The sequence below is a fragment of the Pseudoalteromonas sp. bablab_jr010 genome (assembly GCF_016464105.1).
GTDB lineage: Bacteria > Pseudomonadota > Gammaproteobacteria > Enterobacterales > Alteromonadaceae > Pseudoalteromonas > Pseudoalteromonas simplex.
The window spans coordinates 37,629-62,274 of sequence record NZ_JACDWV010000134.1; the positions used below are offsets into that span (position 1 = coordinate 37,629).

Below are 24,646 nucleotides of genomic sequence, written 5' to 3' on the forward strand. Positions count from 1 at the left end.
GGTTCTTGTTCTGTATGACTTATCTACCATCTGCCTTGTTATAGTTATTAATTTTTAAATAGATCTATAACACTATTCGCCAAGTGACGTGGCTTAGAAGTTTTGTTATAACACTAAGGTAATGGTTTAAGGGGCATTTATAATTTATGCAAAAGTTACTCGCTATTTTTAGTTTAGTGCTCATGTTATGTGCGTGCGATATGCAACAGCAACCGTCGCAACTTGCTCATATCAAGGCGCAGAACAAAATTAGAGTCGGCACATTAGCTGGTGCGAGTAATTACTATCAGGCTCCACAAGGTGTGCAAGGCTTTGAATATGAGCTCGCCCAAGAATTTGCTGATTATGTTGGTGTAGAGCTCGAGATGGTGCCTTTTTTTAATCTATCCGATATGTTCGCACGCTTAGAAAGTGGCGATTTAGATATTATAGCGTCAGGTCTTACCTATAATACAATTCGGGCAGAGCATTACCGCTTCGGCCCAACCTATCGCACCATAAGCCAAAAACTAGTTTATAAGCAAGGCCGTAATAGACCCCGTGAATTTGCGGATTTAACCGGCAATCTGACTGTTCTCGCCAAAAGCAGTCACTCGTTGGCACTACAACAATTAAAACAACTTAATCCAGAACTTAGCTGGAACGAAACAGAAGATATGGATGAAGAAGAGCTTCTGCAAGCTGTTATCGACGGTGAAATTGATTACACCCTAGCAGACTCGCACACCTTATCGCTGTTTCGCCGCTACCACCCAAACTTGAGTATCGGCTTTTCGGTTACCCGTAATGATCCTATCGCTTGGTTACTAAGAAAAGATGGTGATGACTCTTTATATGCCCTCATGGTGCCATTTTTTGGCGACGTCAAACAAAGCAACCAGCTTTATGTGTTAGAAGAAAAATATTTCGGCCATGTTCGCCAGTTTAATTATGTGAACACACTTGCTTATATTGAAGCAATAAAAGACACCTTACCCAAATATCAACCTTGGTTTGAGCAATACGCAGGTAACATAGACTGGCGATTACTGGCGGCTTTGAGTTATCAAGAATCGATGTGGAACCCAAGGGCTAAGTCACCAACTGGTGTTCGCGGTATTATGATGCTAACCCAAGCAACGGCAAAACAGGTCGGCGTAACAAATCGCCTAGAGCCTGAGCAAAATATTAAAGGCGGTGCGCAGTATCTTGCCAAAGTAATTTCTTGGATCCCTGAACGCATTCCGCAGCCCGACAGAACCTGGTTTGCCTTAGCCTCTTACAATGTTGGCTGGGGACACGTCAACGACGCACGGATTATTACCGAGCAAGAAGGTGCAAGCCCCGATAAATGGGCTGATGTTAAAAAGCGCTTACCGCTTTTAATTAAAAAGCGTTACTATCGAAAAACCAAATATGGTTATGCCCGTGGCGATGTTGCAGTAAAATACGTTGATAATATTCGTCGCTATTACGACGCACTGGTTTGGCTTGATGAAAATGATGCGATTGCTAACCCTAGTGAAGAAGAGCAAAGCACTGAAGAAGCTCAACCTGAAGCGCAAGCGAGCGAACCAAAGCCAAATGACAACACGCAACAAACCAACTCAGAGCAGCAAGAATTAGAAAACAACTAACCTCAAGCACCGAAATCTGTTTACTTGTCATCAAATGATCATTATCTTTTAGTAGAAATGGAACGGACCATGCCATGCTTTACTCTCACTTAAGGAGCACTCATGTTAAAAAGAAGACGCACGACACATAAGTTCAAGCGTAATGTTATTTACTCAACGGCGACCCGCCGTCGTATCATGCTACGTAATACACACAAAAAAGTTATTTGGCGTCGCCGCTTATTTGCGATGCAGTTAATGGAAGCACAAGTTCCTGCAACGCCGGTTGTATAACTAGGCGTTGCGAGCAGCCAGCTTTGCCGCCTTTTTCTCTTCTCTACGACGCTTAAAAAACGCTGAAATTACCGCCCCACACTGCTCACTCATAACATCACCGGTTACTTCAACTTGATGATTAAGCCTAGGCTCTTGCAGCAGATTCATAATTGATCCTGCCGATCCCGTTTTGGCATCTTTAGCACCAAATACCAATCGCTTAATACGGCTATGTACCAACAGACCTGCGCACATAGAACAAGGTTCTAACGTAACATACAAGGTGCAATCGATTAATCGGTAGTTATTAAGTACTTTACCTGCTTCGCGGATTGCCATCATTTCAGCATGAGCGGATGGGTCGTTATCAATAATTGAGCGGTTATAACCATAAGAAATCAGTTGATTGTCTTTTACCAGCACAGCACCAACCGGAATTTCATTAATAGCAGCCGCTTCATTGGCGTAGTTTAATGCTTTTTCCATCCAATATTGGTCGCTAAATTGTTCGCTCATATATCACACAAATCTTGTAAAACTGTGAGTAATTATACCTAGTTAGTGAAAAATGTCGGCTATAAATACTGCTACACTTAAAAATTAACGCAAAATTTAGTGGCTTTTTCATGGCTCAATGGACCCATATTGCGCTATAATCTCGCGCTTTTTTTATTTAGCTTACAACACGGGTAGCAAATGAAATTTCCTGGACGCCGCAGGCATAAACATTATTTTCCGGTGGAAGCCAAAGATCCACTGACGAATCAACTTAACTCAACCGACCGACTACAACGTAGTTATATTACGGGTATCGACCAAATTGTGGTAGATATTGAAGCGAAAGTTGATCAAGCTTTCCTAGATGAATTTCAATTGCGCCGTGGCATGTCGCAAGTGATCGATAACGATATTACCAACGCACTATACGACAGACTAAAACTCGACAATATGATCGATTATGAGTTTGCCGGTGGTACGGTAGGTAACACTATGCACAACTACTCTACCCTAGCTGACGACCGATCAGTACTTTTAGGGGTAATGAGTGAAAATATCAAAATCGGCAGCTACGCATACCGTTTTTTATGTAACACCTCTAGCCGCGTTGACCTTGACTACCTTCAGCCTGTAGATGGCCCTATTGGTCGTTGTTTTACCTTAATTGACGAGACCGGTGAGCGTACCTTCGCAATCAGCGCGGGGCTTATGAACCATCTTCGCCCTGAATCAATCGATCAGGCACTTATTGAGAATTCATCAGCATTAGTGATCAGCGCATACCTAATGCGAACTCAAGGTGATGAAACCATGACAGAAGCGACCATGCAGGCAGTGAAATATGCCAATGATGCAGGTGTCCCTGTGGTTTTAACCCTTGGTACTAAGTTCTTGATTGAACAAGACCCTACTTGGTGGGCTGACTTTGTAAAAGAGCATGTTGATATTCTTGCTATGAACGAAGAGGAAGGCCTTGCGATTACCGGCTTTGAAGATCCGCTTCTAGCTGCCGACAAAGCGCTTGATTGGACTGATTTAGTTATTTGCACGGCTGGTGAAAAAGGCTTGTTTATGGCCGGTTACGTCGACGACTCATTCAAGCGTGAAACAGAATACCCGTTATTACCAGGTGCAATTGCTGACTTTAACCGTTATGAATTTTCTCGCGCAATGCGTAAAGACGACTGCCAAAACCCTATTCGTGCGTACAGCCACACAGCACCATTTATGGGCGGCCCTGACAGCATTAAAAATACCAATGGCGCAGGCGATTGCGCTCTAGCTGCGGTACTGCATGACCTATCAGCAAACGTTTACCACAAACTTAATGTGGCAAACTCAGCGAAGCATCAGCAACCTGCTATGACCTACTCATCGCTTGCACAAATTAGTAAATACGCTAACCGTGCAAGTTATGAAGTACTTGTTCAGCACTCGCCACGTTTATCGCGTGGTTTACCTGAACGTGAAGATTGTTTAGAGCAAGTTTACTGGGATCAGTAATCTCCACTAAAAAATCGAAATATCCAGTTTCTGGGATAAACGCTCAAGAGCCGCTATCCCAGCCACTGAGTTACCATACGAGTTAAGTCTAGGCGCCCACACAGCCACAGTAAATTGATTTGGTAACACAGCTAAAATAGTACCCGATACCCCTGACTTACCCGGCATACCAACACGGTAGCCAAAATCCCCAGCTGCATCGTATAAACCACTGGTAAACAGTAACGAGTTTAACTGCTTATTTTGCCTTGCACTAAGTACTTCATGGCCATTGGCATCTTTACCTTGGTTTGCTAAGTAATTGTAAGCTTTTGCTAATTCTACGCAGTTTAGCTCTATGGCACAGAAGTTAAAGTAAGCCCATAACACATCATCAACTTCATTATTAAAGTTGCCGAATGACTTCATTAGATGCCCCATCGCGGCGTTGCGATGACGAAACTCATATTCAGAATTTGCCACTTTCTTATCAATAACAACCTGAGCATTTCCTGATAACTGACGAAATGACTCAAGCATAGAGTGCATCGGCGCAGATAAACGGCTATATAACGCGTCACAGGTGACAATCGCGCCGGCATTAATAAATGGGTTGCGTGGTATGCCCTGTTCAAACTCAAGCTGTGTAAGTGAGTTAAAAGCGGTGCCTGATGGCTCTTTACCGACTCGCTGCCAAAGCTCATCACCATAACGCTGAAGTGCTAAGGTTAAGGTCATTACTTTAGAAACAGATTGAATCGTAAAACGCGCACCACAATCACCCGCGCAATAGGTTTGCCCATCCACAGTATGAATAGCAATGGCAAACTGGTTTGGCTCAACCTCTGCAAGCGCAGGAATATAATCAGCAACCTTCCCTTGGCTCAGTAATGGTTGAACTTCTTTTGTGATTTCATCTAATACATGTTGATAATCAATCTGTGACATACCGCGTCCTTTAAAACAAAAAGCCCCGCATTTGCGAGGCTTTGTAGTCTACTAAAGATGGTTTGCTATAGCGATTGCTATTAGCTCATCGCTGATTGCAGTTTTTTCATTGCTGTTTTTTCTAGCTGACGAACACGCTCTGCTGAAACGTTATATTTCTCAGCAAGCTCTTGTAATGTTGCTTTATCGTCAGCTAACCAACGTGCACTTACGATGTCTTGAGAACGTTCATCAAGGGTTTTTAACGCGCTGAATAAACGTGCATGAGACTGTTCTTGCCATTGCTGCTCTTCGATATCATCAGCAAGGTCAGCACTGCCATCTGTTAAATACTGCACTGGCGAGTATGTGCTTGTTGGTGCGTCGTCATTGTCGTCGCCCGTTAAGTCAAAGCCCATATCTTGGCCACTCATACGTGATTCCATCTCACGTACTTCTTTTTCACTTACACCTAGCTCATTAGCAACGGTGCTAACCTCAGCTTGGTTAAACCAACCTAAACGTTTTTTGTTTTTACGCAGGTTGAAGAATAATTTACGTTGCGCTTTTGTTGTTGCAACTTTCACGATACGCCAGTTTTTCAGTACGTATTCATGAATTTCAGCTTTGATCCAGTGTACTGCGAATGAAACTAAGCGAACACCTACACTTGGGTCGAAACGTTTTACCGCTTTCATCAGACCGATATTACCTTCCTGAATTAAATCAGCTTGCGGTAAGCCATAACCTGAATAGCTTTTCGCAATATGAGCAACAAAGCGTAGATGCGACATAATGAGTTGCTTCGCAGCTTCAAGATCACCTTCTTCCTGAAGACGTGTCGCCAACTGCTTTTCTTTCTCTGCATCAAGCATAGGAATAGTGCTAACCGCTTGAAGGTAGCCGTCCATACTTGCGCTCTGTTGACCTGCAGTAAGTGCCATTGCGTATAAATCTTTACTCATTTTTCACCTCAGTGATAAACATTTGAAACCATCTTAGCACTCTTTAAGCGAGAGTGCTAACTTCAATTAAAAACTTTTTTAAAGTTCAAATCAAGTGGTTTTTTTAAGATAATTTTATTTTACTTTAAGGCGCTGAATAAGCGATGAATTCTAGCTTTTAAAGGTATTTTGAAAGATATATAGCCCACCATTCAAAATCTAAACAAACAGCATAAAGGCTTAATATGACAAATTAACGACAAGCAAAAGCGCTAAAATAATAGCGCTGATAGCTACACTTTATCGGGTTCAATTTCTTTTATATAACGGTTAACTGATAGGTAAGAACCAACAAATCCTAACCCTGTTGCAAGAGCGACTAAAATGCCAAACTCTGTGAGTGTTAAACCAATTAAGTCAAAGCTGGTTTCATAAACACCCGCAACATCACTTACAGCAGCACCAAGCCACCACATCATTAATGCAACACAAATAAAAGAGAACAAACCGCCAATAATACCGTACCAAATCCCTGTCCATAAAAATGGCGCATGAATAAAGGTGTTTGTCGCCCCAACTAACTTCATCACCTGAATTTCATCTTTCTTATCCATGATTGATAAGCGGATAGTATTACCAATGATCAGGGTGACGGAGGTTAATAATAGTAGAGCAATGGTGATCACGCTTTCTTTTAATAAACTTAAAAGTGCATTTAATCGCTCAAGCCAAGCAATATCGAGTTTACCAAAATCCACTTCTCTTTCGCCTTCAAGCTTTTGCAGTAATTGTTTTGCTGTATTTGGCTGACGGTATCGTGCTGTCGGCGTGACGATAACAACATCAGGTAACGGGTTCGCATCTAAATATTCAAGTGCTTGGCCAAATCCTGATACTTGTTTAAATTCAGTGAGGGCATCGCCCTTTGATATAAACTCTACTTTATCTACTTCAGGGTAGAGTGCTAAACGCTTAACCAAGGTTTGCGTTTGCTGTTCGCTCATAGTTTCTTTTACGAACAACGAAATCTCTGCTGCATCTTCAAAACCACTGCTCACTTGCGAGACATTTTTAACCACTAAATAAAGCGTCGCTGGCAGTGTTAAGCTTAATCCTAATACGGCAATGGTCATCAATGAAGCTAAAGGCGTTCGCCACATTTCACCGAGGCTGTGCACACCTTGGCGAATAAGATTAATAAAGAAGAAATAAGGCGCTGCTAAAAATGACTTCTTCTGACGTTCGTTTTGGCTGTTGCGGCTTTTAAACAATAAACTCATAGTGCCCCCTCAGCTAACGGATCGTCAATCATACGGCCATCTTTCAGTGTTAAACTGCGATAACGCATACGCGCAATTAAACCAATGTCATGGGTTGCAATCAGTACGGTTGTGCCATGATTATTAAAGTCTTCGAATAAACGTAATATGTCCATTGAAAGCTCAGGGTCTAAGTTACCGGTTGGCTCATCAGCTAATAGAATTGGCGGTGAATTAACGATAGCACGAGCAATACCAACACGCTGCTGCTCACCACCTGATAAGGTTGCTGGATTACACTTCGCTTTATCAAGTAACCCGACTTTATCAAGCGCACCGTGAACACGTTTAGCTATTTGCTTGTGGTGCGTGCCTTCAATAATTAAAGGTAAGGCAACATTATCAAACACAGAGTAACGTTCTAGTAAGCGGTGATTCTGAAAGATGATACCAATGTCGCGGCGCACATAAGGGATCTGGCGTGATTTAACAGCATTTAAATCAACACCATTAATAAGCACCTGCCCTGCCGATGGGCGCTCCATCAAGCTAATAAGCTTCAATAGGGTACTTTTACCTGCACCACTGTGCCCGGTTAAAAAGGCCAGTTCGCCAGGCTTGATATGAAAGCTGACTTTTTCAAGGGCACGATGGCCGCCTGGGTATGTTTTACTGACTTGCTGAAAATTTATCATTTTAGTTATCAATCATCTTGCAGCGAAAAAGGGAGCAAGCTCCCTTTAGTTAATTATGCGTCATCCTCGTCTTGGCTAAATAGTGCATCAATAAAGTCACTACTATTAAAGGTACGTAAATCATCAATACCTTCACCAACACCGATGTAACGAATTGGGATATTAAATTTATCTGCAACGGCGAAAATCACACCACCTTTAGCGGTACCATCTAGTTTAGATAAAGTAATGCCCGTTAAACCAACACATTCATTAAATAATTTAACTTGGCTAATTGCGTTTTGACCTGTACCTGCATCAATAGTTAACATAACTTCATGCGGTGCATCTGGGTCAATTTTCTTCATTACACGGGCAATTTTTTCAAGCTCTTGCATTAGGTTATCTTTATTTTGCAAGCGACCTGCTGTATCGGCGATTAACACGTCAACATTACGGGCTTTTGCCGCCTGAAATGCATCAAAAACCACTGACGCACTGTCTGCACCTGTATGCTGGGCAATCACAGGAATGCTATTACGCTCACCCCATACTTGCAGCTGCTCAACCGCCGCAGCGCGGAACGTATCACCGGCAGCAAGCATCACTGACTTACCTTCGTTTTGAAACTGCTTCGCTAATTTACCAATCGTGGTAGTTTTACCTACCCCATTTACACCCACCATTAAGATAACAAATGGCTTTTTGTCATTGCTTACAACTAACGGCTGCTCAGCGGTTTTAAGCATACTTGCCATTTCTTGCTTCATTAACTCGTATAAAGCATCGCCATCTTTTAACTGCTTACGATCAGCGGCATCGGTTAGGTTATCAATCAACTTCATTGTTGTATCAACACCTAAATCGGCTGTTAGTAATTGTGTTTCTAGTTCTTCAAATAACTCATCGTCAATTTTCTTACCACTAAAAATAGACGCAAAGCCAGAACCAATATTAACGCGAGTTTTTAATAAACCTTTTTTAAGGCGTGCGAAGAAACCTTCTTTCTTTGGTTTTTCAGCAGCGGCTTGAGCTACTTTCTCTTGCTCTAAACGCTCCGCTTCTGCTTGTTCTTCAGCAATGCGCTCTTGCTCTAGGCGCTCTGCCTCTGCTTTCTCTGCAGCAATGCGTTCTTGCTCTAGACGATCCGCTTCTGCCTTTTCTGCAGCGATACGTTCTTGTTCTAAGCGCTCCGCCTCTGCCTTTTCCGCAACAATGCGCTCTTGTTCTAAACGTTCAGCTTCCGCCTTCTCTGCAGCAATGCGTTCTTGCTCTAGACGATCCGCTTCTGCTTTTTCTGCAGCAATACGCTCTTGCTCTAAGCGCTCCGCTTCTGCCTTTTCTGCAGCGATACGTTCTTGTTCTAAGCGCTCCGCCTCTGCCTTTTCCGCAGCAATGCGCTCTTGTTCTAAACGTTCAGCTTCCGCCTTTTCTGCAGCAATGCGTTCTTGCTCTAGGCGCTCTGCCTCTGCCTTTTCTGCAGCGATACGTTCTTGTTCTAGGCGCTCCGCCTCCGCTTTCTCTGCCGCGATACGTTCTTGTTCTAAGCGCTCCGCCTCTGCCTTTTCCGCAGCAATGCGCTCTTGCTCTAAACGTTCCGCTTCCGCTTTCTCTGCCGCGATACGCTCTTGTTCTAAACGCTCAGCTTCTGCTTTTTCTGCAGCAGCTTGCTCTGCTTCACGCTGCGCCTGTTCTGCGGCAGCACGTTCTTGCTCTAATTTCATTGCTGCTTCTTGCTCAGCAAGTCGAGCTTGTTGTTCTTGACGTTGCTGCTCTGCCGCTTGCTGCTCTTGAGCTAAACGCTCAGCTTCTGCTTTTTCTGCCGCAATGCGTTCTTGCTCTACACGTTCAGCATCGCGTCTTTCTGCAGCGATACGCTCTTGTTCTAAACGTTCAGCTTCTGCTTTTTCAGCAGCGATACGCTCTTGCTCTAAACGTTCAGCTTCTGCCTTTTCTGCAGCGATACGCTCTTGCTCTAAACGTTCTGCTTCTGCCTTTTCTGCAGCAATGCGTTCTTGTTCTAAACGTTCAGCTTCTGCCTTTTCGGCTTCAATTCGCTGTTGTTCTTCTATTTGCTTCTGGTTATCAGCCTCTTTTGCTGCTTGCTCTGCTTGTTGCTTATCTGATTTGCCAAAACCAAACCAAGACAGGAATTTACTTTTTTTTGCCATACTTGCTAATAACCACTTATAAAAATCTGATAAACTTACATGAATAATAGTTTGGTGACAGTTCAGCTTTTTAGCCAAACATAAACAGGTACCATCTATCGCTAAGGTCGCAATACTATCACTTTTAGCGCAGTAGAAAAATGACACGCTAGCTATTGCATACAATATTATCTGAGCTAGGGGTCAGTTACCAATGATTAGTGAGTTAAATGAGAAAAAAATCAACAGCTAACCGCCAAGCAAAAGCAGCGAACAATAAATCAGCAAATGGTTTTATTCGTATTATTAGTGGGCAATTTCGCGGTAGAAAATTACCAGTAAAAGATGTGCAAGGCTTGCGTCCAACCACAGACCGTATAAAAGAAACAGTATTTAACTGGCTCATGCAAGATACCCGAGGCGCAGCTGTTCTTGACTGCTTTGCTGGTTCTGGCGGCTTAGGGTTTGAAGCTTTATCGCGCTTTGCTGATCATGCTGTGTTTTTCGAACTAGATAAAAGTGCCGCTAGCCAGCTAAAAGAAAACATTAGCACGCTTAAATTGGATAATGCCGTCGTAAAACAAGGCAATAGCCTTTCATTATTAGAACAAAACACGCAAAACGAGCAATTTGATCTAATTTTTGTTGACCCGCCATTTCGACAAAACTTGGCTGAAAAAAGTTGTTTTTTACTCGAAAAAAATAACTGGTTATCTGCCCAAGCACTTATATATGTTGAGGTCGAAAGCGAACTAAGCGACCTAAGCTCACCAGATAACTGGATGCTTTTAAAAGAAAAAACTGCCGGACAAGTAATTTGTCGGCTATATCAACGCCAGACAAATTAACACTGTTTTGCAAACCTAGTTTCTGTTAATATTATTCTTTACATGTGGTGTTGCTTCGGATTACAATACCGCACCATTTTTGAACCACTTGGTCGTTATTCGATCAACTTGAGCAACGCTCATTATTTAGGTAGGTGAATTTTTAATGCCAGTAATTAAAGTAAGAGAGAACGAACCGTTTGACGTAGCACTTCGTCGCTTCAAGCGTTCATGTGAAAAAGCAGGTATCCTTTCAGAAGTTCGTCGTCGCGAGCACTATGAAAAACCAACAGCTGAGCGTAAGCGTAAAAAAGCTGCTGCAGTAAAGCGTCACATGAAGAAGCTTTCTCGCGATAACGCACGTCGCGTTAAATTATACTAATCAGTATTTGGTCTTGTATAAATGAGCCTTTTATTAACGCTAAAAGATGCGCAAAAAGATGCGATGAAGGCAAAAGACAAAGAACGTCTTAAGCCTATCCGCATGGTACTTGCTGCAATCAAGCAACGTGAGATTGACGAGCAAATTACGCTTGACGACGACGGTATTACCGCTGTTTTAGTAAAGCTTGTTAAGCAACGTCGCGATTCTTACACCCAGTACATTGATGCGGGTCGTGAAGATTTAGCTGAAATTGAAGCCAGTGAGATTAAAGCACTTGAAGAATTCTTACCTCAACAATTGAGTGAAGAAGAAATCATTGCTCTTATTGACTCGGCTATAGCTGATACAAACGCAGCGGGTATGCAAGACATGGGTAAGGTAATGGGAGTTATCAAAAGCAAAGCTGAAGGTCGTGCCGATTTAGGTAAGATTTCTGGCTTAATTAAGCAACGATTAACTGCCTAACCCCCACATACAGATGTATGATTCAAGCAAACCGAGCCTAGTGCTCGGTTTCTTGCTTTTAGTCTTTCATAAACACAGTAATTGTGTTCAAATCTTATTTTACAACGCATAGATAGCGCAGGAAAAAACAACAGCTATGGCCGGAAAGATCCCTCGACAGTTTATTGATGATTTACTCGCTCGCACAGATATTGTTGAGTTAATTGATTCGAGAGTTGGCCTAAAAAAAGCAGGTAAAGACTATCAAGCCTGTTGCCCATTCCATAATGAAAAATCACCCTCTTTTACCGTTTCTCAAGATAAACAGTTTTATCACTGCTTTGGTTGTGGCGCCAATGGCAATGCAATTTCGTTTGTCATGGAATACGACAAATTAGAGTTCGTTGACGCCATTGAAGAGTTAGCGAGTATGCTCAATTTAGACGTACCTCGCGAACAAGGCACAAGCTCAGGCCCGCAACGCACCGCAGAACAAAAGCGCTCTGATTACGATTTAATGTTACATGCTGCTCGCTTTTACCAACATCAATTAAAGCATCATGCCAACTCGAAAACGGTTATCGACTATATCAAGGGTCGTGGTTTAAGTGGTGAAACAGCGAAAAAATTCATGATTGGTTATGCGCCAAGTGAATGGGAAGCGCTATGCCAGCAACTTGGCCGCAATAAAGAACAAAAAGAGCAGCTTGTAGAACTAAAGCTAGCCTCTGAAAAATCGCCTGGTCGTCAATTTGACTTCTTCCGTGATCGACTTATGTTCCCTATTCGCGATAAACGCGGTCGGGTGATTGCATTCGGTGGCCGTGTTATGCAAGCGGATCAAGGTCCTAAATACCTTAACTCACCAGAAACCCGTATTTTCCATAAAGGCTTTGAGCTTTATGGTTTATACGAAGCCAAGCAAGCACATAAAAAACTTGAACATATTTTAATTGTTGAAGGTTATATGGATGTTGTTGCTTTAGCTGAGCAAGGCATCGAATATGCCGTTGCCGCCCTTGGCACAGCAACGACCGCAGAACATATGCACACTTTATTTAGAACCACAGATAAAGTGATTTGCTGCTACGACGGTGACCGTGCTGGCCGCGATGCAGCTTGGCGTGCACTAGAAAATGCACTGCCTTATCTTGGTGATGGTAAGTCGTTAAAGTTTGTGTTTTTACCAGATGGTGAAGACCCTGACTCACTGGTACAAAAAGAAGGTAAAGACGCTTTTGAAACTAGGTTAAGCGAAGCGGATGATTTTACTAAGGTGCTGTTTAATAAGCTCAGCCAAGAGATAGACTTGACACAAGACGCAGGTAAAGCAAAGCTCCTTAGTGATGCCCTACCACTAATTGAAAAAATCCCGAGTGATTTTTACCAAGAGAATATTTTGGAACATCTTGGCCGCTTAATTGGTCGAACAAGAGAGCAATTAAATAATCGTGTTAAGTCACCAAAGCAACAGCATGCGATTGAGCGTAAATTTAAAATAACGCCGATGCGCCAAGCGATTGGTATTTTATTGCAACACCCAAGTTTGGCGACCAGCATTGCTTATATGCCGGAGTTAGCTGAGATGAAAATAGCCGGTATTGAGCTATTTTTACGCATTCAGCACTTAGCACTAGAACGTGAAGGTATCACCACCGCACAAATTTTAGAGTCATTTAGGGATGGCGCTGAATATGACGCGCTGGTGAAATTAGCCACTTGGCAGCATCAAATAAATGACGATCGTTTAGAGACGGTTTTTAAAAATACTTTTAAATTTATTGAAGACCAGTGTTTAAATTATCGACTAGAGACCCTATTAATAAAAGACAAGACCCAAGGCTTAAGCAGCGAAGAAAGGCTGGAATGCCACTTACTAACGCAAGCGTTAAAAGGCAGCAACAGCTAGTCAGAATTGAATAATGCTGTTATACTGTGCTATTCACTGCGTCTAGTTAGTTTTCGTGTCGCTTAATTAGTAAGCGAGCTGGCGCCTGTTGTATCAACTTTCAGAGTGGAAGAATAAATCTCTATGGATCCAACTCCTCAGTCACAATTAAAGCTTCTGATTCAAAAAGGTAAAGAGCAAGGTTATTTAACTTTTGCAGAAGTTAATGATCACCTTCCACAAGACATTATCGACTCAGATCAGGTAGAAGATATCATTAGCATGATTAATGATATGGGTATCAAGGTAAGTGAAAACGCACCTGATGCCGATGAATTAATGATGCAAGAAACAACGACAGACGAAGACGCAGCAGAAGCCGCGGCAGCTGCACTTGCGACTGTAGAAAAAGAGATCGGTCGAACAACTGACCCTGTACGTATGTATATGCGTGAAATGGGCACTGTTGAACTTCTTACGCGTGAAGGCGAAATCGTAATCGCTAAGCGTATTGAGGAAGGTATTAACCAAGTACAGATTTCAGTTGCTGAATACCCAGAAGCAATTACTTATCTACTAGAGCAATGGGACAAATTCGAAGCTGAAGAAATGCGCTTAAGCGATATTATCTCTGGCTTCTTTGATCCTAATAATGAAGACGAATCACAAATTTCTGCAACACACATCGGTTCTGAGTTAAACGAAGAGCAACTCGACGAAGAAGACGACGAAGACGATGATGACGAAGATAGTGATGATGATAGCGATGATGATAACGATGGCGACACAGGTCCAGATCCTGAAGAAGCCCGTATTCACTTCGAAAACTTACGTGAGCTTTATAATAAAGCACGCGAAACGTTCGAAGAAAAAGGTCGCTCACACCCTGACTCACTTGTAGCTATTGCAGAAATCGGCGAACTATTTAAAACATTTAAATTAGTTCCAAAACAGTTTGACCGCATGGTTAACAACATGCGTGAAATGATGGACCGCGTTCGTGTACAAGAACGTATCATCATGAAGCAAGCTGTACAAATTGCTAAGTTACCGAAAAAGAATTTTATCAAGCACTTTGCAAATAACGAAACAGACACAAGCTGGATCGACCTTGAGATTGCTGCAAACGAGAAATACTCAGTAGCACTTGAATCAGTTAAACCAGAAATCATTCGTTGCATCAGCAAACTAAGTGCAATTGAAGAAAGCACAGGTCTTAGCATCGAACGAATTAAAGACATCAACCGTCGTATGAGTATTGGTGAAGCGAAAGCCCGCCGTGCGAAGAAAGAAATGGTTGAAGCGAACTTACGTCTTGTAATTTCAATTGCGAAAAAATACACCAACCGTGGTTTACAATTCTTAGACCTTATCCAAGAAGGTAATATTGGTCTAATGAAAGCGGTTGATAAGTTCGAATACCGCCGTGGTTATAAGTTCTCAACTTATGCAACATGGTGGATCCGTCAAGCAATCACACGTTCGATTGCTGACCAAGCACGCACCATCCGTATTCCTGTGCACATGATTGAGACGATCAACAAGTTAAACCGTATCTCTCGTCAAATGCTACAAGAGATGGGGCGTGAGCCGAGCCCAGAAGAATTAGCTGAGCGTATGTTAATGCCTGAAGACAAGATCCGTAAGGTACTTAAGATCGCTAAAGAGCCAATTTCAATGGAAACACCAATCGGTGATGATGAAGATTCGCACTTAGGTGACTTCATTGAAGATACCACTATCGACTCACCTATTGATTCTGCAACCATGGAATCACTACGTGGCGCAACAAACGATGTACTAGCGGGCTTAACAGCACGTGAAGCTAAAGTATTACGTATGCGTTTCGGTATCGACATGAACACTGACCATACATTAGAAGAAGTAGGTAAACAATTTGACGTAACACGTGAGCGTATTCGTCAAATCGAAGCGAAAGCGTTACGTAAATTACGTCACCCTTCTCGCTCTGACTTACTGAAAAGCTTCTTAGATGCTAAGTAATTTAGTATCGCGTTATTAACTAAAAGGCCGCTGTTGCGGCCTTTTTTCTATTCGAGAGATATTCATGGCTTGGATCCAAATTCGCATCAATGCAAACGCAGACAACGCTGAATTAATCAGCGACTTACTCATGGACACTGGCAGTGCCTCAGTCACTTATGTTGATGCCAAAGATACTCCTATTTATGAGCCAAAGCTTGGTACTGTGCAGTTATGGGCTGATACCACAGTGATTGGCCTGTATGACGCAAACCATGATATGGACAGCGTTGTAGCAACATTAAATGCTGAAGCAACACTCGCCGATAAGCTCGTTTATAAAATTGAACAGCTTGAAGATAAAGATTGGGAGCGTGAGTGGATGGATAACTTCCACCCTATTCAATTTGGTGATCGCTTATGGATCTGTCCAAGTTGGCGCGATATTCCCGACCCTGATGCGGTTAATGTATTGCTCGACCCTGGCCTTGCTTTTGGCACAGGTACCCATGCAACCACTGCGCTTTGTTTAAAGTGGCTAGAAAGCCAAGATTTAACAGGTAAAACCGTGGTCGACTTTGGTTGTGGCTCAGGTATTTTAGGAATTGCGGCGATCAAACTCGGGGCAGAGCGTATGATCGGTATCGATATAGATCCTCAAGCCCTTGAAGCAAGCCGCGATAATGCAAAACGTAATGGCGTTGCAGATAAACTTGAAGTGTATTTACCTGAAGATCAACCAGAGTTTACAGCCGATATTGTGGTTGCAAACATCTTAGCTCAACCACTTCGTGAACTACATGAAGTGATTTTAGGTCTTTTAAAACCGAATGGTAAAATTGCTATGTCAGGAATTTTAGAAGAACAAGCTCAGTCTGTAGCCGATGTTTATGCCCCGTTTTTAGCACTTGATGAAGTGGCTGTTGAAGGTGAATGGACCCGTATCAGCGGCGTCAAAAAAGCTTAAACAGCACTAGAGCATTTACTCAAACATAATAGGTAAAGCCTATATTTAACAGGCTTTACCTTATTTTTACAGTTAATCGTTTCGCACTTTTTTGCGAGTAAAAAAAATTCTGTTTAAATATCAAACAAATCAACCTACCCGTCAAACTGTTATCAAAAGTCAATACGAAAAGGGCAAAAAAAAGTCACTTTTGTTCAATTTATAGCCTTTGATTTTTGCCAAAAAAACCGTAAACTTAGCGCCCCTTGAAAAGAGGCCAATTGAATAACAGTGCGTATCGGTTCATACCAACTTGAGAACAATGTAATTGTCGCGCCAATGGCAGGCATTACAGACAGACCATTTAGACAACTTTGCCGTCGCTTAGGTGCGGGCCTTGCTGTTTCTGAAATGCTCTCGTCAAACCCGAAAGTATGGAAAACTGAAAAATCGATGAACCGTATGGATCACAGCGGTGAATCGGGAATTCGTTCGGTGCAAATCGCCGGAGCCGATCCTGAGCTTATGGCACAGGCAGCACAATTCAATGTCAGCAATGGTGCACAGATCATAGATATCAATATGGGGTGCCCAGCTAAAAAAGTGAATAAGAAACTCGCAGGCTCTGCCTTATTACAGTTTCCTGAATTAGTACAAGAGATACTCGATGCCGTTGTAAACGCTGTTGATGTCCCTGTCACTTTAAAAATCCGTACTGGATGGGATCAGGATAACCGTAATGGTGTCGAGATTGCGAGAATAGCTGAACGTTATGGCATTGCCTCACTGGCAGTACATGGGCGAACGCGCGCATGTATGTATAAAGGTGAAGCAGAGTACGCCACAATTAGGGATATTAAACGTTCAGTGTCTATCCCTGTCGTTGCCAATGGTGATATTACTTCACCAGAAAAAGCAAAGCAGGTTTTGGATTATACGGGTGCAGATGCCATTATGATTGGTCGAGCCGCCCAAGGTCGCCCTTGGATTTTTAGGGAGATAGACCACTATTTGCGAACTGGAGAACATTTGCCAGCACCTGAAATTGCAGAGGTGCGTAGCATTTTGATGGAGCATTTAGACAATCTTCATCAGTTTTACGGGGAGCCAATGGGAGCGCGTATCGCTCGAAAGCATGTATCTTGGTATTTGCAAACCCATGACAGTGACGGTCAGTTTAGGCGAGTATTTAATGCGTTAGATAACCCACAGGCACAAGTCGACGCATTAGAAGAATACTTTAAAACACTAGCAGCTAACTAAGAAAGAAAGAGACATATAACGATGTTCGAACAAAACGTGACTTCTCCATTTATCACAAACCCTCATGTACAGTCACACGAGAAACCACAGCCGTTGCGTGATGCAGTGAAAAAAGCTGTTCATCACTACTTAAAGCAACTTAATGGTCAAGACGTACAAGACGTATACGACCTTGTTCTTTCTGAGCTAGAAGCACCATTACTTGAAGAAGTAATGACGTACACGCGTGGTAACCAAACTCGTGCTGCAATCTTACTAGGTATCAACCGTGGTACTTTACGTAAGAAGCTTAAAAAATACGGCATGAACTGATACCCGTTATATTGAAACCGTAATCATTCTAACGAGTTAAATAAGTCCCTAACTGCGTTAAAAATTTCTTATGTAGAATAACTACACTACAAAATTTTTGCCTTGTTATTGACTTATTTCTCTGTCGTCATAATTGCTTACTAATCCAATACAACTGGTATAAAAGTTTTTTAAGAACTGATATGTAAGTTTTTAAAGAACGAAAATAAAAGTTTTGAAAAAAGCACCTTAGGGTGCTTTTTTTATAGCTGTTAAAAACTATGCAAAATCCTCACGCTTTAAACGTCGTTTTTTAAAGCAGATTCAGTTAAAATACCGCCTTTCTAAGCTAGCTCAAACATTGAGGTAATCAAAACTACAATGGATACACATCGTCCAATTCGTCGCGCACTATTAAGTGTGTCAGATAAAACCGGTATCGTTGAATTTGCTCGCGCTCTTGAAGCACAAGGCGTGGATATTTTATCAACTGGCGGTACTTGCAAATTACTTGCTGATAACGGCATCAAAGTCACTGAAGTATCTGACCATACTGGTCACCCTGAGATCATGGATGGTCGCGTAAAAACACTTCATCCAAAAATTCACGGCGGCATCTTAGCGCGTCGCGGTCAAGATGAAGACGTAATGAGCGAGAATAACATCTCTGCTATCGATATCGTTGTAGTTAACTTATACCCCTTCGCAAACACTGTTGCGAAAGAAGACTGCAGCCTAGAAGATGCGATTGAAAACATTGATATCGGTGGTCCAACTATGGTTCGCGCTGCGGCGAAAAACCATAAAGACGTAACTATCGTGGTAAATGCAAAAGATTACGACCGTGTGATCAGCGAAATGCAAAGCAACAACGGTTCAACAACGTATAAAACACGTTTTGATCTAGCTATTGCTGCTTACGAGCACACAGCTCAGTACGATGGCATGATTGCAAACTACTTTGGCAAGATGGTTCCTGACTACACAGAGGAAGCAGCTGAAGAGACTAAGTTCCCACGTACTATCAACATGCAGTTCACTAAGAAGCAAGATATGCGCTACGGTGAAAACTCACACCAAGACGCTGCTTTTTATGTTGAAAACGACTTAACTGAAGCATCTGTTGCGACGGCAGTTCAACTGCAAGGTAAAGCACTTTCTTACAACAACATTGCTGATACTGACGCAGCATTAGAGTGTGTAAAAGAATTCGACGTACCAGCGTGTGTTATCGTAAAACATGCGAACCCTTGTGGTGTGTCAATTGGTGACAACATTCTTGAAGCTTATGATCGTGCATTCAAAACTGACCCTACATCAGCATTTGGTGGCATCATCGCATTCAATAAAGAACTTGATGCAGACACAGCTGAAGCAATTGTTGCTCGTCAATTCGTTGAAGTTATCATTGCACCTAAAGTATCTGAAGCTGCGGCACAAATCGTATCTGCTAAGCAAAACGTACGTTTATTAGAGTGTGGTGAGTGGTCTGGTAATGCAACAGGTCACGACATCAAGCGTGTTAATGGCGGTATTCTAGTTCAAGACCGCGACCTAGGCATGGTAACGCAAGGCGACCTTAAAGTTGTGTCTAAGCGTCAACCAACTGAGCAAGAATTAAAAGATTTATTATTCTGCTGGAAAGTAGCTAAATTCGTTAAGTCTAACGCAATCGTTTATGCACGTGACGGTATGACGATTGGTGTAGGTGCAGGCCAAATGAGCCGTGTTTACTCAGCTAAAATTGCGGGTATCAAAGCCGCTGACGAAAACCTTGAAGTTAAAGGTTCAGTTATGGCATCGGATGCATTCTTCCCATTCCGTGACGGTATTGATGCAGCAGCAGAGGCTGGCATTACCGCAGTTATTCAACCAGGTGGCTCAATGCGCGATGAAGAAGTTATCGCTGCAGCTGACGAAGCTGGTATGGCAATGGTATTTACAGGTATGCGCCATTTCCGCCACTAATCACATAAAGGGTTAAGCACATAGCTTAACCCTTTTTGTTTGCCACAAATTCACGTATTCTGATTAATAATAATTACCCATATAATGAAGGAATAGATGATGAAATTTGCCGTTAAGTCGTTACTTGTTGCAAGCCTTGCACTGACATCAGCACAGGCTCTAAGCCATTCTCATGAATCAGCGCTTACACAAGCCGTGCAATCAAGTGAACGTGATGCTAAAAATAGCGCACGTGATCAATATCGCCATCCAGTTGAGACACTTGAGTTCTTTGGCTTTAAGCCAAACATGACCGTTGTTGAAATTGCGCCGGGCGGTGGTTGGTACAGCGAAATCCTTGCGCCAGCTGTAAAAGGCCATGGTGTTTACTACGCGGCACATTTCCCTGCTGATTCTGAGGTGGGTTATTACCAACGTTCATTAGCTGGTTTTAAGAAAAAGATGAGCGATGACGCACGCTTCAGTGAAGTTAAACTAACTGAATTTGCACCAGTAACACATCTTGATATTGCACCAGCGGGTAGCGCAGATCTTGTCTTAACATTTAGAAATGTACACAACTGGTACATGGGTAAAGATAAAGAAGGCGCGTTAAGTGCGTTTAAAGCATTTTATAAAGCACTTAAACCAGGCGGCACTTTAGGTGTGGTTGAACACCGTCTACCTGAAGCGCGCAGCGATGAAGATCAGAAATCATCAGGTTATATGAAGCAAAGCTATGTAGTTGATATTGCAAAGCAAGCTGGCTTTGAACTGGTGGCAAGCAGTGACATTAATGCAAACCCACTTGATACAGCAGATCACCCTAAAGGGGTGTGGACACTACCACCAAGCCTTCGTTTAGGCGAGCAAGATGCCGCGAAGTATAAAGCGATTGGTGAAAGTGATCGTATGACGCTGAAGTTTAAAAAACCGCTATAAATAGGATTATACGCCATGAATGTACTTGTCATCGGCAGTGGCGGCCGCGAACACGCTCTTGCGTTTAAGGCTGCACAAAATACTAAAGTAAACACCGTTTTCTTAGCTCCTGGTAACGCAGGTACTGCACTAGAGCCAAAACTTGAAAACGTAGCTATCAACGTTGAAGACCTAGCAGGTTTAGTTACTTTTGCTAAAGAAAACAACGTTGAGTTAACTATTGTTGGTCCAGAAGTACCGCTTGTTTTAGGTGTCGTTGATACATTCCGTGAAAACGGTCTAGCTATCTTTGGCCCAACAGCAGGTGCTGCACAGCTAGAAGGCTCGAAGTCATTCACTAAAGACTTCTTAGCACGTCACGACATTCCAACAGCTGATTACCAAACGTTTGAGCAAATCGATCCTGCATTGGCTTACCTAAAAGAAAAAGGTGCGCCAATTGTTGTTAAAGCTGATGGCTTAGCAGCAGGTAAAGGCGTTATCGTTGCGATGACAGAGCTTGAAGCTGAAGAAGCTATCCGCGATATGCTTGCAGGCAACAGCTTCGGTGAAGCCGGTAGCCGTGTAGTTATCGAAGAGTTCTTAGAAGGTGAAGAAGCTTCTTTCATCGTGATGGTTGATGGCAAAAACGTACTGCCATTTGCAACTAGCCAAGACCACAAACGCGCTTACAACGGTGACCAAGGTCCAAACACTGGTGGCATGGGTGCATACTCACCGGCTCCAGTTGTTACAGATGAAATTCACCAACGTATTATGAACGAAGTGATCAACCCAACAGTTGAAGGTATGGCAAAAGAAGGCCACCCTTACACTGGTTTCTTATACGCTGGTTTAATGATCACCGCTGATGGTACGCCAAAAGTAATCGAATACAACTGTCGTTTTGGCGACCCTGAAACACAACCTATGATGCTTCGTCTTAAGTCTGACCTTGTTGAACTTATCGAAGCGGCTAACCGTGAAGAACTAGATAAAACAGCAATCGAGTTCGACCCACGTGCAGCAGTCGGTGTTGTATTAGCAGCTAAAGGCTACCCAGATAGCTACCCGAAAGGTGATGCAATCAGCGGCTTGCAAGTTACTTACCCTGAAGGTGAGAAAGTATTCCACGCAGGGACTAAGCAAGACGGCGACAACGTAGTAACAGCTGGCGGTCGTGTACTGTGTGCTACGGCACTTGGCAACACTGTAACTGAAGCGCAGCAACGTGCTTATAAACTAGTTGATCAAATCAGCTGGGAAGGCATGGAATATCGTACTGATATCGCCTATCGTGCAATTGCTCGCGAACAGAATTAAGGTCAAACCAGTCTAATTCTGAAAAAAGCGCAGTTTATCTGCGCTTTTTTAATGCTACACTATGAGAATATTTACCTAGATAAAGAACTAATTTTGAATAATAAAGCACTGAAATATAACTTTGTTTCATTTCTTATTCTGACAATTTTGTTTTTTATCATTGCTACCCTAGCTGCACATTTAGCCAGCCCTACCCGCTACACCATAGATAAAACAGCCCCCATCTACAGTAATACGGCGTATCGAATAGATAGCAGTAAAGCGCTAACACTCGAGCAGTTTTTAGCTGAGCCAGACAAGCTTAAACATCGCCCTTTTAAAGATGTTGAATGGGATTTAGCAGCGCAAGATTATTGGTTAAGGCTTGATTTAGAAAACCGTCAAGCTAAGCCTGTGGAGCTGGCGATTCACTTTGACAACCCTATGGTTGATTACCTTAGCGTTTATCATGTTGATGATACAGGGCAGCTTATAAATACAACCGAGCTAGGTGATAAAGTCTCTGGCCTTAGTTTGTTTCAATACAGTACACCGCACAGCATGCTCACCATGCAGGGCTATGAACAAACATCCCTCATTATAAAAATAGATACGGTTGGGATTAGCAAAACACCTATTAATATTTATGGTGAAAAAGAGTTTCAAGACCTACTACGTTCGCAATCAGGAATTTGGGGGATCTTCATTGGTGTGCTGATCATGGCAGCTCTGTATAACTTGGTATTATTTTTAGGGATCCGTGACCGCGTCTATCTTATTTATATAGGCTACATCATCTCAGCACTACTACTTATGGGCTCAGTGCTAGGCTTTGGTTTTTATTTATGGCCGTTATCGTGGCAAATCTTTTTTAATGAGCAAGTGGTCTTCAGTAACTACGCGATTGCATTTTTCACCGTCGCCTTTTGCACCATGTTCTTACGCTACCATAAAGACAATTGCCGCTTATACAAACTCAGTATCAGCTTTTTAGCCTTGCTGTTCAGCCTCGGTTTGCTCAGCTTTTTTATGTTGGAATACCATTCCTCGAAAATCTTTTTTGCCATCATGGTGCCGTTATACATTTTATGTATTTGCATGATTTACAAAAAGTTGGTGAGTGGTTTTCGGTGGGCAAAGTTTTATGTCATGTCGTGGGTGCCACTGATTGTAGGCGCTGCCATTCAGCCGTTAGAACTAACGGGCTTTATTCCCTACAGTTTTGCTGTTAGGCACATATTTTTAGTCGCCATTCTCTGTGAGATTGTGCTTATGGCAATGGCGCTGGCAGACCGTGTTCGTTATCAACGTGAAAAAGCGCTGTATCATGCAACCCATACGCAACAAACTGAGCTACTCAACCAAGCAATGCTCAAACAAGCCTACATGGCGATTGCCTCGGAGCAAAGACTCGCTAACCTTTGTTTAGTGAAAATAGAGCAATTCAATGCCCTTATGAGCATTCTAAAGCCAAGTCAAAGCAGCCAAATAATTATTACTGTTGCCCAATCGCTAGAGCATCAAATTAATAAAAATAGGCAATTTATTAATTTAGAATCAGCGTTAGATAACAGTCCAAAAGTGGCTGACTTAGGCAATGGTGTACTGGCTTTTATTTCGACCAAAATTCAATCGAAAGCAGAAATCTATCAAGAACTTAGCAATATATGCAAGCAGCTACCTAAGCAATATAAAGTGGCAGGCTTAGACCTTCAGCTTTATTACCGCTATAGCATTACTGAACCGGTGAGTGATGATGGCTTTGATATTTGGCTACAACGTGGCTACTTAGGTTTATCGCAAAAACAGCAAAATATAGACTTTAGTAAAGCTCATATTGATATGGATGTGAGCCTTGCTGCTGAGTTACAACAAGCAATGCGAAGTAATACCTTAGCTATTTACTTACAACCCATTATTAGTTTACGCAGCGGTGCTATTTCTGGTGCTGAGGCATTATTACGCTGGCCAACAGCAGGTAAACATCTTGATATTGAGCAACTCATTTTATTGGCTGAGCGCACTGGTTTAATTAACGAATTGAGCTTATGGGTGATTGATCAGGCTTGCCTAGCCGCTGCAAAGCTTAATCGACAAGGCTATCGCGACCATACCATTAGCGTTAATTTAAGTGCTAAGAATCTCGCGATCCCTAAGCTGGTCGAAAAAGTCGAAAACACCATTCTAAAACATGGCATTACTGCGGATCAGTTAAAGTTTGAATTAACTGAGTTTGCGCTTATAAAGAACCATGATGAAATGGTCAGCTTTATCAGCGAACTCAATAAACTCGGTAGCAAGGTGGTACTCGATGATTTTGGTACTGGTTACTCGTCGTTAAACTACTTAGTGAATTATTCTTTTAGTACGATTAAAGTCGATAAGAGCTTTATTCTGGATTTAGTGAATAACACTACCAACCAAGTGGTGGTAAAAACGGCCATTGATATGGCCCATAACCTTGATATGAATATCACCATCGAAGGCATTGAAGACCAAGAAACAGAAAAAATGCTGATCAAGATGGGCGCAGATCAAGGGCAAGGCTATTATTACAGCAAAGCGGTGCCGATTAATGAGTATCTAAGCTTTATTGCCTCACAATTTAAATAGGCCGTGTTACACTGCCCTTTTTTAACATCTT

At 42.4% G+C, this 24,646-nt stretch carries 21 protein-coding genes; 15 read left to right on the forward strand and 6 right to left on the reverse strand.

The annotated features are described in order from the left end of the window. Nucleotides 1-146 precede the first annotated feature (146 nt). Both mltF and JIG37_RS12095 read left to right on the forward strand, forming a co-directional pair. Nucleotides 147-1,616, forward strand: coding sequence for a membrane-bound lytic murein transglycosylase MltF (gene mltF, locus JIG37_RS12090; protein WP_199529461.1), 1,470 nt, complete (start codon nucleotides 147-149; stop codon nucleotides 1,614-1,616). A 102-nt stretch (nucleotides 1,617-1,718) separates the two neighbouring features. Then, nucleotides 1,719-1,889: a hypothetical protein gene (locus JIG37_RS12095; protein WP_165385080.1), complete on the forward strand. Its 171-nt coding sequence runs from the start codon at nucleotides 1,719-1,721 to the stop codon at nucleotides 1,887-1,889. On the opposite strand, the gene tadA is transcribed toward JIG37_RS12095, so the two are convergent. After that, the gene (gene tadA, locus JIG37_RS12100) at nucleotides 1,890-2,387 is read right to left on the reverse strand and encodes a tRNA adenosine(34) deaminase TadA (RefSeq protein WP_166340527.1); all 498 of its coding nucleotides are present in this window, start codon (nucleotides 2,385-2,387) and stop codon (nucleotides 1,890-1,892) included. It lies immediately after the preceding gene. A gap of 180 nt (nucleotides 2,388-2,567) precedes the next feature. On the opposite strand from tadA, the gene JIG37_RS12105 reads away from it, so the two are divergent. After that, nucleotides 2,568-3,872: an inosine/guanosine kinase gene (locus JIG37_RS12105; RefSeq protein ID WP_054551050.1), complete on the forward strand. Its 1,305-nt coding sequence runs from the start codon at nucleotides 2,568-2,570 to the stop codon at nucleotides 3,870-3,872. Nucleotides 3,873-3,878: 6 nt separating this feature from the next. Here the strand turns inward: JIG37_RS12105 and glsB are convergent, their stop codons facing one another. From glsB to ftsY, 5 genes are all read right to left on the reverse strand, one after another. Then, nucleotides 3,879-4,799: a glutaminase B gene (glsB, locus tag JIG37_RS12110; RefSeq protein WP_166340525.1), complete on the reverse strand. Its 921-nt coding sequence runs from the start codon at nucleotides 4,797-4,799 to the stop codon at nucleotides 3,879-3,881. An 80-nt stretch (nucleotides 4,800-4,879) separates the two neighbouring features. Continuing rightward, the gene (gene rpoH, locus JIG37_RS12115; RefSeq protein ID WP_054551048.1) at nucleotides 4,880-5,743 is read right to left on the reverse strand and encodes an RNA polymerase sigma factor RpoH; all 864 of its coding nucleotides are present in this window, start codon (nucleotides 5,741-5,743) and stop codon (nucleotides 4,880-4,882) included. A 272-nt stretch (nucleotides 5,744-6,015) separates the two neighbouring features. Beyond that, nucleotides 6,016-7,002: a permease-like cell division protein FtsX gene (ftsX, locus tag JIG37_RS12120; protein ID WP_054551047.1), complete on the reverse strand. Its 987-nt coding sequence runs from the start codon at nucleotides 7,000-7,002 to the stop codon at nucleotides 6,016-6,018. After that, the gene (ftsE, locus tag JIG37_RS12125) at nucleotides 6,999-7,676 is read right to left on the reverse strand and encodes a cell division ATP-binding protein FtsE (protein ID WP_054560978.1); all 678 of its coding nucleotides are present in this window, start codon (nucleotides 7,674-7,676) and stop codon (nucleotides 6,999-7,001) included. Before ftsE ends, ftsX begins: the two co-directional genes overlap by 4 nt. Nucleotides 7,677-7,729: 53 nt before the next feature. Next, complete coding sequence (gene ftsY, locus JIG37_RS12130; RefSeq protein ID WP_199529493.1) at nucleotides 7,730-9,826, reverse strand: signal recognition particle-docking protein FtsY; 2,097 nt, start codon at nucleotides 9,824-9,826, stop codon at nucleotides 7,730-7,732. A gap of 209 nt (nucleotides 9,827-10,035) precedes the next feature. Between ftsY and rsmD the strand changes: the two genes are divergently transcribed. The 12 genes from rsmD (at nucleotide 10,036) to JIG37_RS12190 (ending at nucleotide 24,615) form a co-directional block, all read left to right on the forward strand. Then, on the forward strand, nucleotides 10,036-10,653 hold the full coding sequence (gene rsmD / locus JIG37_RS12135) for a 16S rRNA (guanine(966)-N(2))-methyltransferase RsmD (RefSeq protein WP_199529462.1): 618 nt from the start codon (nucleotides 10,036-10,038) through the stop codon (nucleotides 10,651-10,653). Between the two features lie 145 nt (nucleotides 10,654-10,798). Continuing rightward, nucleotides 10,799-11,014 carry a 30S ribosomal protein S21 gene (gene rpsU, locus JIG37_RS12140; RefSeq protein ID WP_002957797.1) on the forward strand — a complete coding sequence of 72 codons (216 nt, stop codon included), beginning with the start codon at nucleotides 10,799-10,801 and terminating at the stop codon, nucleotides 11,012-11,014. 21 nt (nucleotides 11,015-11,035) lie between these two features. Beyond that, on the forward strand, nucleotides 11,036-11,482 hold the full coding sequence (locus tag JIG37_RS12145; RefSeq protein ID WP_054551044.1) for a GatB/YqeY domain-containing protein: 447 nt from the start codon (nucleotides 11,036-11,038) through the stop codon (nucleotides 11,480-11,482). Nucleotides 11,483-11,618: 136 nt separating this feature from the next. After that, nucleotides 11,619-13,370: a DNA primase gene (dnaG, locus tag JIG37_RS12150; RefSeq protein ID WP_199529463.1), complete on the forward strand. Its 1,752-nt coding sequence runs from the start codon at nucleotides 11,619-11,621 to the stop codon at nucleotides 13,368-13,370. Nucleotides 13,371-13,493: 123 nt separating this feature from the next. Next, a complete protein-coding gene (gene rpoD / locus JIG37_RS12155; RefSeq protein WP_138601684.1) occupies nucleotides 13,494-15,353 on the forward strand; it encodes an RNA polymerase sigma factor RpoD in 1,860 nt (619 codons plus the stop codon). A 64-nt stretch (nucleotides 15,354-15,417) separates the two neighbouring features. Further along, nucleotides 15,418-16,299 (forward strand): 50S ribosomal protein L11 methyltransferase, encoded by an 882-nt coding sequence (gene prmA / locus JIG37_RS12160; RefSeq protein WP_054551041.1) that lies wholly within the window; start codon nucleotides 15,418-15,420, stop codon nucleotides 16,297-16,299. Between the two features lie 270 nt (nucleotides 16,300-16,569). Next, nucleotides 16,570-17,541 (forward strand): tRNA dihydrouridine synthase DusB, encoded by a 972-nt coding sequence (dusB, locus tag JIG37_RS12165; protein ID WP_054551040.1) that lies wholly within the window; start codon nucleotides 16,570-16,572, stop codon nucleotides 17,539-17,541. A gap of 21 nt (nucleotides 17,542-17,562) precedes the next feature. After that, nucleotides 17,563-17,853 carry a DNA-binding transcriptional regulator Fis gene (gene fis / locus JIG37_RS12170; protein WP_002957804.1) on the forward strand — a complete coding sequence of 97 codons (291 nt, stop codon included), beginning with the start codon at nucleotides 17,563-17,565 and terminating at the stop codon, nucleotides 17,851-17,853. 360 nt (nucleotides 17,854-18,213) lie between these two features. Continuing rightward, entirely contained in the window at nucleotides 18,214-19,800 is a 1,587-nt protein-coding gene (gene purH / locus JIG37_RS12175) for a bifunctional phosphoribosylaminoimidazolecarboxamide formyltransferase/IMP cyclohydrolase (RefSeq protein WP_138619132.1), read from the forward strand. A 99-nt stretch (nucleotides 19,801-19,899) separates the two neighbouring features. Continuing rightward, a complete protein-coding gene (locus JIG37_RS12180; RefSeq protein WP_199529494.1) occupies nucleotides 19,900-20,721 on the forward strand; it encodes a class I SAM-dependent methyltransferase in 822 nt (273 codons plus the stop codon). 15 nt (nucleotides 20,722-20,736) lie between these two features. Then, entirely contained in the window at nucleotides 20,737-22,023 is a 1,287-nt protein-coding gene (gene purD / locus JIG37_RS12185) for a phosphoribosylamine--glycine ligase (RefSeq protein ID WP_199529464.1), read from the forward strand. Between the two features lie 93 nt (nucleotides 22,024-22,116). Further along, complete coding sequence (locus JIG37_RS12190) at nucleotides 22,117-24,615, forward strand: EAL domain-containing protein (protein WP_199529465.1); 2,499 nt, start codon at nucleotides 22,117-22,119, stop codon at nucleotides 24,613-24,615. Nucleotides 24,616-24,646: the final 31 nt, after the last annotated feature.

Excerpts from the sequence above, each read along its gene's own strand:
- JIG37_RS12145 (WP_054551044.1), top strand. The coding sequence starts at position 11,036 with ATGAGCCTTTTATTAACGCTAAAAGATGCGCAAAAAGATGCGATGAAG.
- fis (WP_002957804.1), top strand. The coding sequence starts at position 17,563 with ATGTTCGAACAAAACGTGACTTCTCCATTTATCACAAACCCTCATGTA.
- ftsX (WP_054551047.1), bottom strand. The coding sequence starts at position 7,002 with ATGAGTTTATTGTTTAAAAGCCGCAACAGCCAAAACGAACGTCAGAAG.
- purD (WP_199529464.1), top strand. The coding sequence starts at position 20,737 with ATGAATGTACTTGTCATCGGCAGTGGCGGCCGCGAACACGCTCTTGCG.
- JIG37_RS12105 (WP_054551050.1), top strand. The coding sequence starts at position 2,568 with ATGAAATTTCCTGGACGCCGCAGGCATAAACATTATTTTCCGGTGGAA.
- purH (WP_138619132.1), top strand. The coding sequence starts at position 18,214 with ATGGATACACATCGTCCAATTCGTCGCGCACTATTAAGTGTGTCAGAT.
- ftsY (WP_199529493.1), bottom strand. The coding sequence starts at position 9,826 with ATGGCAAAAAAAAGTAAATTCCTGTCTTGGTTTGGTTTTGGCAAATCA.
- dnaG (WP_199529463.1), top strand. The coding sequence starts at position 11,619 with ATGGCCGGAAAGATCCCTCGACAGTTTATTGATGATTTACTCGCTCGC.
- mltF (WP_199529461.1), top strand. The coding sequence starts at position 147 with ATGCAAAAGTTACTCGCTATTTTTAGTTTAGTGCTCATGTTATGTGCG.
- prmA (WP_054551041.1), top strand. The coding sequence starts at position 15,418 with ATGGCTTGGATCCAAATTCGCATCAATGCAAACGCAGACAACGCTGAA.
- rsmD (WP_199529462.1), top strand. The coding sequence starts at position 10,036 with ATGAGAAAAAAATCAACAGCTAACCGCCAAGCAAAAGCAGCGAACAAT.
- rpoD (WP_138601684.1), top strand. The coding sequence starts at position 13,494 with ATGGATCCAACTCCTCAGTCACAATTAAAGCTTCTGATTCAAAAAGGT.
- JIG37_RS12095 (WP_165385080.1), top strand. The coding sequence starts at position 1,719 with ATGTTAAAAAGAAGACGCACGACACATAAGTTCAAGCGTAATGTTATT.
- rpsU (WP_002957797.1), top strand. The coding sequence starts at position 10,799 with ATGCCAGTAATTAAAGTAAGAGAGAACGAACCGTTTGACGTAGCACTT.
- rpoH (WP_054551048.1), bottom strand. The coding sequence starts at position 5,743 with ATGAGTAAAGATTTATACGCAATGGCACTTACTGCAGGTCAACAGAGC.
- ftsE (WP_054560978.1), bottom strand. The coding sequence starts at position 7,676 with ATGATAAATTTTCAGCAAGTCAGTAAAACATACCCAGGCGGCCATCGT.
- glsB (WP_166340525.1), bottom strand. The coding sequence starts at position 4,799 with ATGTCACAGATTGATTATCAACATGTATTAGATGAAATCACAAAAGAA.
- JIG37_RS12180 (WP_199529494.1), top strand. The coding sequence starts at position 19,900 with ATGAAATTTGCCGTTAAGTCGTTACTTGTTGCAAGCCTTGCACTGACA.
- tadA (WP_166340527.1), bottom strand. The coding sequence starts at position 2,387 with ATGAGCGAACAATTTAGCGACCAATATTGGATGGAAAAAGCATTAAAC.